Source organism: Pantoea graminicola, from assembly GCF_048452665.1.
Taxonomy (GTDB): domain Bacteria; phylum Pseudomonadota; class Gammaproteobacteria; order Enterobacterales; family Enterobacteriaceae; genus Pantoea.
Genome location: NZ_JBLWSJ010000003.1, coordinates 14,321 through 26,797, shown reverse-complemented (window position 1 = coordinate 26,797; position 12,477 = coordinate 14,321). Strand labels below are relative to the sequence as shown.

Below are 12,477 nucleotides of genomic sequence, written 5' to 3'. Positions count from 1 at the left end.
GGTCGGGCAGCATGAAATCCCCTCTTTCCGCTCAGTGAATAAAGAGAGCAAAACTATGGATCAGGCAACCCGTAAACCGGCTACCTTTATGACGCAGAAAGAGAATCAGGTGGCATAAAACGCGCTGCCACGCTGGCGGCACAGGGGCGTTAAGCGGGCGTATCCTGAGGAGTGGCAGCCCGCACCATTATGAAAAGGAATGCTGTCGTTATTGGCTGACTCGCGCAGGGTGATGGCAGCAGAGCGTCACTTACTCGTAATTCACCATCACTTCGCTGCTGACCACCCGTAATCCGGGCGGCAGCGCCCCGCTGCCGGCAAAGCCAAACACCATGTGCAACGTTTCGCTGGCGTTCAGGTGAGCCAGCCCGCGCGTGATGCCGCTGGCGCCCTCCAGCGTTGTGCAGCGCTGCTCACCGCACAGCCGCACTTCCAGTCCCGAGGGGGCCGGTCGGCTCAGCTGATAACGCCAGCTGATGACGCTGACCTCACCCGCGATATCCGCAGGCGGAACCAGCGGCTGCGAACGCTGCCAGCTGCCGCGATTCGCCAGCGGCGGGCCGCTGGCACTGGCGTTCCATGCGCCGCCGCCCGCCTGCGCCGCCAGAGGCAGCAGCATCAGCGCCAGGATTAGCCCACGCATTATTTGCCTCCGATCGTTGCCGTCATGCGGATCTGGCGGTTATCGCTCAGCTCCAGATTAGAGAGCACCACCAGTTGCGGCAGATTGCGGCGCAGGAAGCGCGCCAGCAGCGCCCGCAGCGGATGATTGACCAGCAGCACCGGCGGCGCACCCAGCATCTCCTGACGCTGCAGGGCCGCCTGAGCCTGACTTAACAGCCGGTCGGCCAGGCCCGGCTCCAGTCCGCCGCCGCCCTGCAACGCCTGCAGCAGCAGGCGTTCCAGCGTGGAATCCAGACCGATCACCTGCACCTCGTCGTTGCCCGGGAACCACTGCTGCGTAATCGCGCGGCCCAGCGCCACACGAACCACGCTGGTCAGCTCCTGCGGATCGCTCTGCACCGGCGCATGTTCCGCCAGCGTCTCGATAATGGTGCGCATATCGCGAATCGACACCCGCTCAACCAGCAGGTTCTGCAGCACCTTATGCAGCGTGGTCAGCGTAATCACGCCTGGCACCAGATCTTCGGTCAGCTTCGGCATCTCCTGCGTCACCCGATCCAGCAGCTGCTGCGCTTCCTGACGGCCAAACAGCTCGCTGGCATACTGACCAATCAGATGGTTCAGGTGGGTCGCCACAACGGTACTTGCCTCCACCACGGTAAAGCCCTGAATCTGCGCCTGCTCTTTCAGCGCGCTATCGATCCAGACCGCCGCCAGCCCAAAGGCGGGATCGACCGTCGCTTCGCCCGGCAGCGAACCCGCCGCCGTACCGGGGTTAATCGCCATCCAGCGCCCGGGATAGGCATCACCGCTGCCAATCTCCACGCCTTTCATCAGAATGCGATAGCGTGCCGGTGGCAGCTCCATATTGTCGCGGATATGCACCACCGGCGGCAGGAAACCGACATCCTGCGCCACTTTCTTACGGATACTGCGGATACGGCCCAGCAGTTCGCCGTTTTGCTGATGATCGACCATCGGAATCAGGCGATAGCCCACTTCCATGCCCAGCGTGTCTTCCAGCTGCACATCGGTCCAGGAAGCCTCCGTCGTGGCGGGGGTATCCGGCGTTTTGGTGATGCCGCCTGTCACTTCCGGTTTTTTCTTCGGCTGCATTTCGCGGCCACGCAGCCACCAGGCCAGCCCCAGTAAGGCGGCAGTGAAGAGCAGGAAGACGAAGTTCGGCATACCAGGCACCAGACCCAGCAGGCCAATCACCCCGGCGCTGAGCATCAGAACCCGCGGATCTTTGAACAGCTGCGTCACCATCTGCTCGCCGACATCCTGATCGGTGGCAACGCGCGTCACGATAACACCGGCTGCGGTTGAGATAACCAGCGCCGGGATCTGCGCAACCAGACCATCACCGATGGTCAGCAGCGTATAGGTCTCGGCAGCATGTCCCGCATCCATCCCGTGCTGAACCACGCCCACCAGCAGGCCGCCGATGACGTTGATCACCATAATCATGATCCCGGCAATGGCATCACCGCGAACGAACTTACTGGCACCATCCATCGAACCGTAGAAGTCCGCTTCCTGGGTAACTTCGGCACGACGGCGCTTGGCCTCATCCTCACCGATCAGACCGGCGTTGAGGTCGGCGTCAATCGCCATCTGCTTACCGGGCATCCCGTCCAGCACAAAGCGTGCGCCCACTTCGGCGATACGACCGGCACCCTTGGTAATGACCATAAAGTTGATGATGACCAGGATGATAAACACCACGATCCCGATGGCGAAGTTACCGCCTACCAGAAAGTGGCCGAACGCTTCAACCACCTGACCGGCCGCTGCGGCACCGGTATGCCCTTCCATCAGGATGATACGGGTGGAGGCCACGTTCAGTGCCAGGCGCAGCAGGGTTGAGAAGAGCAGAATGGTCGGGAATGCCGCAAACTCCAGGGTTCGCTGGGTGAACATCGCCACCAGCAGGACCATGATCGACAGTGCGATGTTAAAGGTGAACAGCAGATCGAGGATGAACGGCGGCAATGGCAGAACCATCATCGACAGGATCATCATGATCAGCACCGGCCCGGCCAGCACCTGCCACTGCATATCTTTCAGGTTGCCCGGTAAACGTAGTTTTGCGGCCAGGTTATTAGCCATCGTTTTTGCTCTCTCCTGCAAAGTCCATCTCTGCCGGCACCGGCAGGTTTTTAGGTTTGGCTGGGATCAGGCCGCCTTCGCGCTTCCAGCGACGCGACTGCCAGACCCACGCCAGCACTTCGGCCACGGCCGCATAGAGCGCGCCGGGAATGTGCTGACCAATCTCAGTGTGACGGTATAACGCACGCGCCAGCGGCGGTGCTTCCAGAACCGGGATGCGGTGTTCGGCACCCAGTTCACGAATTCTCAGGGCGATTTCACCCGCGCCTTTGGCAATCACTTTTGGCGCACTCATCTTCTTCTCGTTATATTGCAGCGCCACCGAGTAGTGCGTCGGGTTCGTCACGATGACGTCGGCTTTAGGCACATCGGCCATCATGCGGCGGCGGGCGGCGGCACGCATCTGCTGGCGGATACGCCCCTTCACATGCGGGTCACCCTCCTGCTGTTTGTGCTCGTCGCGGATCTCCTGCATCGACATCTTCAGCTTTTTAAAGTGGCTGTAGAGTTGCCAGAAGACGTCATACCCCACCATCGGGACCAGCCCCAGCATGACCAGCGAACAGCAGACCGCGATCATCTCCATGCCGTGAATGAGCGCGGTGACCGGTGATTCGCTGATCAGCCGGAGCATCTCGGGCCAGTGGCTCCAGATGTACCACCAGCCCACGGCACCGACTAAGATCGTTTTGAGGATGCCTTTAAACAGTTCGGTCCAGGCCTGAGCGGCAAACATGCGTTTGAAGCCCGCCATCGGGCTGAGTTTTTTCAGGTCGAACTTGATCGATTTTCCGCTGAATACGATGCCACCGAGCAGCATGGGGGCCGCGATCGCCACCAGCACCAGGCCGCCCATCAGCGGCAGCAGCGCCATCAGTGCCTGGGTAATCAGGCTGCCGATATGGCCGACAATAATCTTATCGTCCCTGACCATGCCGTGGTCAAAGCGCAGTCCGGTGGCCACCATCGCCGCCAGCCGGTGCGCCATCATGTTGCCGCCAATCCACAGGATCATGATGCCTGCCAGCAGCATCAGTAAGGATGTCAGTTCGCGCGAACGCGGAATCTGGCCCTCTTCACGCGCTTTCTCAAGTCGGTGGGCCGTGGGCGATTCTGTTTTGTCCTCGTCACTTTCTTCAGACACGACAAACCTCGGTTGGCAGGAATTCTGAGCATAGGATGCCAAATCTGGCTTAAGTCAAAGCGGGGATAAGATGGGGAAAACAGGCGTTCTTTCGGGGATGAGTCTGACAATGCGGAACGGGGCCACCGTCGGGGTGCCCCTGTATTGCTTAACCGCTGGCCGATCGGCCGCCCGCAGGCGGGCGATCGGAGGATTAGAATCCTAAGCTGTCCAGCAGGTCATCAACCTGATCCTGGTTCGCGACCACGCCTGGTGCATCGGCGTGGATCTGCGGACCGTTCAGCAGGCTGGTGCCCTCCTGACGCTTCTCGGCGCTGACTTCTGGCATGTTTTCCAGCAGCACCATCAACAGCTGGCGCTCGATCTCCTGGATCACATCCATCATGCGCTTGATAACCTGGCCGGTAAGATCCTGGAAATCCTGCGCCATCATGATGGCAAGCAGTTGCTTGTTGGTAAATGAGGTATGCTCGGGAACATCGGTGAGGAATGCGCGCGTATCCGTCACCAACTCACGCGCATCGCTCAGCTCGATTGGGTTCTCGAACCACTCATCCCAACGTTTTTTCAGCTGGGTTGCCCCGGCTTCCATTTTATCCTGATGAGGTTGTGCTGCTTCAACGCAGTTCAACGCACGATCGGCGGCCTGCGCGGTCATCTGTACAACGTAGTCCAGACGATCGCGGGCATCAGGAATGGCTTCAGCCGCATCGGCAATGGCTTTATCCAGTCCCAGCTCGCGCAGACTGTCGCGCAGCATACGCGTCAGAGAGCCAATGCGGGTAATGATGTCGTGTGCCGAGGCATCCATCGTTGGTTTCGGAAGGTCGCTCATCACATCTCCTTACATGCCCAGTTTTTCGAAAATTTTACCCAGCTTCTCTTCCAGGGTAGCCGCCGTGAATGGCTTCACGACATAGCCGCTGGCTCCCGCCTGGGCGGCGGCGATAATGTTCTCTTTCTTCGCTTCCGCAGTGACCATCAACACCGGCAGTGAACTCATCGCCGCGTCGGCACGAATGGTCTGCAGCAGCTGCAGGCCATCCATGTTTGGCATGTTCCAGTCGGAAATCACGAAGTCGAAACCACCCGCTTTCAGTTTGCCGAGGGCATCCACACCATCTTCCGCTTCTTCTACGTTATTGAAGCCCAGCTCTTTCAGCAGGTTACGTACAATACGACGCATCGTATTGAAGTCGTCTACTACCAAAAAGCGCATGTTTTTATCAGCCATATCTACTCCTGAGTTGTCTCGCCCGGCAGGACGGGCCTGTTAAATACGCAATGCCTGTCCGGCGCTAATTTTCGCCAGCATATGCTGGCTGATGTTGCTTAAATCCACGACTTCGCTCACGCCGCCTGTGGCAATCGCCTCACGCGGCATGCCAAATACCACACAACTGGCTTCATTCTGGGCAATGGTCCAGGCACCCGCCCGGTGCATCTCCAGCATTCCGGCGGCCCCGTCGTTGCCCATGCCGGTGAGGATCACCCCCACCGCATTCCGGCCTGCGTTGATTGCCACCGATTTAAACAGCACATCCACGGAAGGTTTGTGCCGGTTAACCGGTGGCCCTTCATTCAGCTTCACCACATAGTTGGCGCCGCTGCGGGCCAGCTCCATGTGCATCGCGCCCGGTGCGATATAGGCGTGGCCCGGCAGAATACGCTCACCATCTTCCGCCTCTTTTACCGTGATCTGGCAGAGCTTGTTCAGACGCTCGGCAAAAGAGCGGGTAAAGCCTGGCGGCATATGCTGCGTGATCAATAACGCCGGGCTGGTCGCCGGTAGCGGCTGCAGCACATGGCGTATCGCCTCGGTGCCACCGGTGGAGGAGCCAATCGCAATCAGCTTCTCACTACTCAGCAACGGCCCCGCTTTCAGCGAGGCGGGCACCGGCATCGCGGCACGGTTATGCACGCGGGCACGGGCAGCCGCACGGATTTTGTCGCCAATCATCTGGCTGTAAGCCAGCATCCCTTCACGGATCCCGAGCTGCGGCTTGGTAACGAAATCGACCGCGCCCAGCTCCAGTGCCCGCAGGGTGATTTCAGAGCCTTTGCCGGTCAGCGATGAGACCATCACCACGGGCATCGGCCGTAACCGCATCAGTTTTTCCAGGAAATCGAGGCCATCCATGCGCGGCATTTCCACATCCAGTGTCAGCACCTGCGGATTAAACTGCTTAATCAGATCGCGGGCGACCAGCGGATCGGGCGCCGTAGCGACCATCTCCATATCCGGATGGCTGTTGATGATTTCTGTCATCAACTGCCGCATCAGCGCAGAGTCATCCACGCACATCACGGTGATTTTGCTCATCATCTTTCCTTCGTCAGTCCATAGACGGTTTGTCCACGCAGCCAGAACTCTTTACTGATCTGGCTGAAGTTTTCAGAGTGACCGGCAAACAGGATGCCGCCGGGCTTCAGCAGCGGGACAAACCGACGCAGAATCTTCTCCTGCGTCTCTTTATCGAAATAGATCATCACATTGCGACAGAAAATGGCGTCAAACGGTCCCGGCAGCGACCACTCATTTGCCAGCAGGTTAAGCTGCGCATAGGTGACCATATTGGTCAGCTCGGGTCGCGCCCGCACCATCCCCGCATGGGGACCGGTGCCGCGCAGGAAGAAGCGCTGCATCTGAGCCGGTGACAGCGTGCGCAGCTCCTCCTGGCGATAGACACCCGCTACCGCTTTTTCCAGCACCTGGGTGTCGATATCGCTGGCATGAACCTGAAACTTACCTGGCCCGGTGCCCAGCGTTTCCGCCAGGGTCATGGCGATGGAGTACGGCTCCTCACCAGTTGACGCAGCCGTGCTCCAGACGCTGTAGTTGCCGTGACGCTTGCGCGCGTGCTCCGCCAGAATCGGAAAGTGATGCGCTTCGCGAAAGAACGCGGTCAGGTTCGTGGTCAGGGCGTTAATAAAGGCCTGCCACTCGGCGCTGTTGGGGTCGGACTCCAGCAGCGCCAGGTAACGACCAAAATCGTCAATATTCAGCGTGCGCAGACGACGAACCAGGCGGTTGTACACCATCTCACGTTTGTGGTCGGCCAGTACGATACCGGCACGCTGATAGATCAGCTGGCTGATACGGCGAAAATGCGTATCGGAGAGCGGTAAACGCTGCACCATCTGCGACAGCAGCGTTGTCGTCTCGTTTTGATCTAATACTGTCGATTTCTTCATCATTGCACCTGGCCCGAACTGAATAGAATAACTGTCTGCTGCGATGCCCGGCGGCTTCATGGCGGCCGGGCGACGGGCGATTAAAAGGTTTCCCAGTTGTCGTCGCTGCGTGCCGCAGCGGAACGACCAACGGCTAACGGTGCGTCTGACTGGCGCGTTTTTATCGCCGTTGTCTTGTTAACGGCCTGAGCGACAAATTCTTTACCAATATTGAACACTGAAACCGCTTGTTTGAGATGACTTGCCTGATCTTCGAGCGCGGCAGCCGCCGCAGCGGACTCTTCCACCAGCGAGGCGTTCTGCTGAGTAACGCGATCCATCTCGGTAACGGCCAGGCCCACCTGGTCGATACCACGGCTCTGCTCGTCTGATGCTGAGGCGATTTCACCCATGATGTCGGTGACGCGGGTGACCGCGCTGACGATATTGCTCATGGTGTCACCGGCGCTCTCTACCAGCACCGAACCGGTATTCACACGGCTGACCGAATCCTCAATCAGGCTCTTGATCTCTTTGGCCGCCTGGGCGCTACGTTGCGCCAGGCTGCGCACTTCTCCTGCCACCACCGCGAAGCCTCGCCCCTGTTCACCGGCACGCGCAGCTTCCACTGCGGCGTTCAGCGCCAGAATGTTGGTCTGGAAGGCGATACCGTCGATTACGCTGGTGATATCCGCAATTTTTTTGGAGCTGCCAGCAATCTCTTTCATGGTGGTGACCACGCCATCCACCACTTTGCCGCCCTGCTGCGCGGTTTCGGAGGCGGTCAGCGCCAGCTTCGACGCCTGACGGGCGTTTTCGGCATTCTGCTTCACGGTCGCCGTCAGCTCCTCCATGCTGGCCGCCGTCTGCTCCAGCGCGGCAGCCTGCTGCTCAGTGCGTGAAGAGAGGTCGTTGTTGCCGATGGAGATCTCGCTGGCGCCGGTATAGATGGCTTCCGAGCCGTCGCGTACGGTACGCACGGTGCGCACCAGCTCCTGCTGCATATGCTGTAATGAGGTCAGCAGGTCGCCAATTTCATTACGGACGTTAATCTCAACAGGCTGGGTCAGGTCGCCGCGTGCGATGTGCTGGATATGTTCAATACTCTGACGCAGGGGGCGGATCAGCACCGTGCGCATCAGGTTCCAGACCAGGATAATCATCAGCAGCGTAACGGCGAGCGTTGCGATGACGATGGTGATAGAACGGCTGTAAGCCTGCTGGTTAGCTTCCACACCCTGCTGGGCCAGCTCTTTGTTATGCTCCAGCCAGGCGCTGTAATCTTTCTGAAACTTGTCCTGATAGCTCTGGGTCGGTTGATCCACAAACCCTTTGAAGTTGCCGGTGGTGAAGAAAACCATCAGCTCGGCCAGCGCATCGTGATAGGCCTTGTAATTCGCCTGCAGTGTCAGAACGTTTTCGGCTGTTTTGCCCTGCTCTGACAGGTTGTCGTTAAAGATCTGATAGTTTACTTCCGCCTGTTTCAGCTCCTCGCCTGCCAGTGCCACCAGATCTTTTACGCTGGCACCGGAACCTGACATCTGCGCATCCTGCAGAAAACGAATACCGGCGCGGTTCAGGGTGTTGCGCGCCTGAACCAGCGAAACCCATGAAGTGCCCATCGCCTGTTGCAGGGTGTTTAAACGCTGGTTATAAGCAAAATTCTCTTTATCTGAACTGACCGTTTTAAAAAACATACCACCGGAAAAGAGCTGCAGCAGCGCAAAGAGCGCCAGCACACACAGCAGGCCGGTAACAACACGAACTCGACTAAACATAAACACCTCATTGGTTGGCGATTCGTGTTTATTTATCGGCGGCGAGGGGGGGAACTTTATGCACAGCGACGGCTTAACGCCGCCGCTGTGGTGGACGGGGGGAAAATCAGGCGCGGGAAATCCTGAAAACAGAGACCGCCTGGGTCAGTACGCTGGCCTGCTGCTCCAGCGCGGCGGCCGCGGCGGCTGACTCCTCAACCAGCGAGGCGTTCTGCTGCGTCACCCTATCCATCTCGGTGACGGCCTGCCCGACCTGCTCAATACCGCGACTCTGCTCATCGGAGGCAGAGGCAATCTCGCCCATGATGTCAGTCACGCGGGTCACGGCACCCACGATCTCACTCATGGTGCTGCCGGCGCTTTCCACCTGCAGTGAGCCGCTGTTAACGCGGGAGACGGAGTCTTCAATCAGCCCTTTGATCTCTTTGGCCGCCTGGGCGCTGCGCTGCGCGAGGCTGCGCACTTCCCCGGCGACGACGGCAAAACCGCGCCCCTGCTCTCCGGCCCGGGCCGCTTCCACTGCCGCGTTCAGCGCCAGGATGTTGGTCTGGAACGCGATGCCGTCGATCACGCTGATGATGTCGGCGATCTTCTTCGAGCTACCCGCGATCTCTTTCATGGTGGTCACCACGCCATCCACTACTTTGCCGCCCTGCTGCGCGGTTTCAGAGGCGGTCAGCGCCAGCTTCGACGCCTGGCGGGCATTGTCAGCATTCTGCTTCACGGTCGCGGTGAGCTGCTCCATACTGGCTGCGGTCTGCTCCAGCGAGGCGGCCTGCTCTTCGGTGCGGGCAGAGAGGTCATTGTTGCCGGCGGCGATTTCGCTGGCGCCTGTGAAGATGGCATCCGAACCGTCGCGCACGTTGCCCACCGTCATCACCAGCGACTGCTGCATCTCATGGATCCCGGCGGCCAGCTGGCTCATCTCATTGCGTCCTTCCACCACAATCGGCTGCGTCAAATCCCCGGAGGCGATAGTGCGAATCTGCACCAGCAGCTGCTGCAGCGGCTGAATCAGTACCTGACGCAGGCCAAACCAGCAGGTGATAATCACCGCCAGCACGACCACGCCAATGGTGGCCAGCAGCCACATCATCTGCGTAAAGGCTTTCTGATTCTGCGCCATACCCTGATCGGAGAGCGCGGTCTGGCGGGCCCGCCACTGGTCATAACTGCCCTGCATGGCGACCTGCTTCTGTTCAATGTTCTCTCTGAACATCCCTTCCAGATCGCGCGCCTGCAGACTCTTTACCATCGCCTTCAGGCCATTCTCGTAGCTGGCGTAGTCGGCTTCCAGCTTATCGCCCAGGGTTTCATCCAGGCCCGGCGTGGTCGGCAGGTGGTAGTAGATCTTAAAGTGGCGATCGGCTTCCACTAACTGTTTCTGTGCTTTCGCGATCAGCTCATCAAGCTGACCGCCGTTCATCTGCGAGGCCATGCTGGTCTGCAAGCGCAGCATGCCGCGGTTGAGTGTGGTACGGCTGTTGTTTAACGAGATATAGGCGTCCGTCATCTCGGTGACATTGCGATTAGAGACCTGCGACAGTGCAAAGGCCGTTTTGTCTTTGTTGAGTGCTGACCAGAAAAGGCTGCCAGAAAGTAACTGGAGTGCGCCAAAGATCACCAGTACCGCGATAAGACTGGTGACCACTTTTATTTTTTTTAACATCTTGTTCCCCTGCAGGTTGATTAAGGTGCAGCGGCTATATCGGCGCAGTTACGCGATTAATTAACGCTTTTCGACGCTTTCCGGTAAGAATGCGCTTTTGTAACTATTTTTATCATTCAGGAGGGCTGAGGTTGCGGAAGCGCCGCAGGCGGGGGCTGCGCATCCCGCAGAATGCGCAGCCTGTTTTCAGAAGGTTTCCCAGTGGGTATCACTGACCGGCGCGGTCAGCGCTTTGCGCGGCGTCTGTGCCGCCGTAGCAGGCGCCGCAATCGGCAGATGTTTCGTCAGGCTCTGCTGCACGGTGTCGCGTTTGATTCTGAACAGGGCAACAGACTGGCTTAACCGGCTGGCCTGATCTTCCAGCGAGGCGGCAGCCGTGGCAGACTCCTCAACCAGTGAGGCGTTCTGCTGGGTCACGCGATCCATCTCGGTGACCGCCTGGCCGACCTGATCGATGCCGCGACTCTGTTCATCTGACGCCGAGGCGATCTCGCCCATGATATCGGTGACGCGTGTAACCGCATTGACGATGTCACTCATGGTTTCGCCTGCGGTGCCGACCAGCTGAGAACCGATATTGACCCGGTTAACAGAGTCATCGATCAGCCCCTTGATCTCTTTGGCTGCCTGCGCACTGCGCTGAGCCAGGTTGCGCACCTCGCCCGCGACCACCGCAAAACCGCGCCCCTGTTCACCCGCGCGCGCAGCTTCCACCGCAGCGTTCAGTGCCAGAATATTGGTCTGGAAAGCGATGCCATCGATCACGCTGGTAATGTCGGCAATCTTTTTCGAACTGCCCGCGATGTCACTCATGGTTTTCACCACCCCATTGACCACGCTGCCCCCTTTCTCTGCCGTTTCCGACGCGCTGAGCGCCAGTTTCGACGCCTGACGGGCATTTTCGGCGTTCTGTTTTACCGTGGCCGTGAGCTGCTCCATACTGGCCGCGGTCTGCTCCAGGGAGGCCGCCTGCTGTTCCGTACGGGCAGAAAGATCGTTGTTACCGGCGGCGATTTCACTGGCACCGGTCAAAATCGCATCTGACCCTTCACGCACCTGGGTGACGGTCCGCACCAGAGACTGCTGCATGTCGTGCAGGCTGGCCGCAAGCTGCGCCATCTCGTTGCGCCCCACTACCACAATCGGCTGGGTCAGATCGCCCTGGGCGATGTGCTGAATATGATTGATGCTGCTGTTCAGAGGGGTCAGCACGATGCGGCGCAGTCCGGCCCAGCAGAGCACGATCACCGCAAGCACTGCGGCCATAATGCACGCCAGGACCCACATCATACTGCTGTATGCTTCGCTGTTCTTCTCCACACCCAGCATCGCCAGGCGATTCTGGTCGGCACGCCATTCGCGGTAAAGCGTCAGGAAGGCGCTCTGGCTGGGGGCGACCGGGATTTTTCCGGCAGCCGCCAGATCGCTGGCCTGCAGCGCGTTTTGCATGCTGTTCAGTGCGGCAGCATAGTCGTTAAAACGCTGGTCGAGCTGACGGTTAAGCTGCGGGTCCGATCCCGGTGTATCCGGCGTGGATTTATAATCTTTGTAGTAGCCGTCAGCCGCCTGCAGAAAACCTTTGCTCTCCCCGAAGAGACCGGCCACGTCCGCCGTTTTTCCCTCCAGTTTGCTGGTCGCGAAGCGCAGCTGAATGCGGGTCAACAGCACACGACTCTGGTTAAGGCTCATATAGGCATCATTGAGCGACTGCGTGTTTTGCGTTGCCAGCTGCGAGACAGCGAAGCTCTCTTTATCGTGGCTTAACGCCGAATAGAAAACAGAACCGGACAAAGCCTGCAGCAGCCCAAAGACCAGCAACACCAGAAACAGGCTGGTGACAACACGGATTTTCGTTAACATAATTAACCCTGACAAAAGTAGGTGATTAAGGGGTGACGCAAAGGTTATCGGCAGCAGCGGGCGGGAAATTAGGATCAGATCGTGCTGAGATGATGATTTTAAAAGGATTTATTGCG

10 protein-coding genes are annotated in these 12,477 nt (G+C 58.9%); all 10 read right to left on the bottom strand.

Annotated elements, in window-relative coordinates:
- Nucleotides 1-250: 250 nt before the first annotated feature.
- Nucleotides 251-643, bottom strand: coding sequence for a flagellar protein FlhE (gene flhE / locus ACNY69_RS07730; protein ID WP_111139801.1), 393 nt, complete (start codon nt 641-643; stop codon nt 251-253).
- The gene (flhA, locus tag ACNY69_RS07725) at nt 643-2,736 is read right to left on the bottom strand and encodes a flagellar biosynthesis protein FlhA (protein WP_111139802.1); all 2,094 of its coding nucleotides are present in this window, start codon (nt 2,734-2,736) and stop codon (nt 643-645) included. Before flhA ends, flhE begins: the two co-directional genes overlap by 1 nt.
- Nucleotides 2,729-3,880, bottom strand: a complete 1,152-nt coding sequence (gene flhB, locus ACNY69_RS07720; RefSeq protein WP_111139803.1) for a flagellar biosynthesis protein FlhB — start codon at nt 3,878-3,880, stop codon at nt 2,729-2,731. The genes flhA and flhB overlap by 8 nt, the downstream gene beginning before the upstream one ends.
- Before the next feature lie 193 nt (nt 3,881-4,073).
- Nucleotides 4,074-4,715, bottom strand: a complete 642-nt coding sequence (gene cheZ / locus ACNY69_RS07715; RefSeq protein ID WP_111139804.1) for a protein phosphatase CheZ — start codon at nt 4,713-4,715, stop codon at nt 4,074-4,076.
- A 9-nt stretch (nt 4,716-4,724) separates the two neighbouring features.
- Nucleotides 4,725-5,114 carry a chemotaxis response regulator CheY gene (gene cheY, locus ACNY69_RS07710; protein WP_010258559.1) on the bottom strand — a complete coding sequence of 130 codons (390 nt, stop codon included), beginning with the start codon at nt 5,112-5,114 and terminating at the stop codon, nt 4,725-4,727.
- Between the two features lie 39 nt (nt 5,115-5,153).
- Nucleotides 5,154-6,203: a protein-glutamate methylesterase/protein-glutamine glutaminase gene (locus tag ACNY69_RS07705; RefSeq protein WP_293772093.1), complete on the bottom strand. Its 1,050-nt coding sequence runs from the start codon at nt 6,201-6,203 to the stop codon at nt 5,154-5,156.
- Entirely contained in the window at nt 6,203-7,075 is an 873-nt protein-coding gene (cheR, locus tag ACNY69_RS07700; RefSeq protein ID WP_111142288.1) for a protein-glutamate O-methyltransferase CheR, read from the bottom strand. The genes ACNY69_RS07705 and cheR overlap by 1 nt, the downstream gene beginning before the upstream one ends.
- A gap of 80 nt (nt 7,076-7,155) precedes the next feature.
- Nucleotides 7,156-8,832: a methyl-accepting chemotaxis protein gene (locus tag ACNY69_RS07695; RefSeq protein WP_293771351.1), complete on the bottom strand. Its 1,677-nt coding sequence runs from the start codon at nt 8,830-8,832 to the stop codon at nt 7,156-7,158.
- 106 nt (nt 8,833-8,938) lie between these two features.
- The gene (locus ACNY69_RS07690) at nt 8,939-10,501 is read right to left on the bottom strand and encodes a methyl-accepting chemotaxis protein (RefSeq protein ID WP_111142240.1); all 1,563 of its coding nucleotides are present in this window, start codon (nt 10,499-10,501) and stop codon (nt 8,939-8,941) included.
- A gap of 186 nt (nt 10,502-10,687) precedes the next feature.
- On the bottom strand, nt 10,688-12,361 hold the full coding sequence (locus ACNY69_RS07685) for a methyl-accepting chemotaxis protein (RefSeq protein WP_293771356.1): 1,674 nt from the start codon (nt 12,359-12,361) through the stop codon (nt 10,688-10,690).
- Between the last annotated feature and the right edge of the window lie 116 nt (nt 12,362-12,477).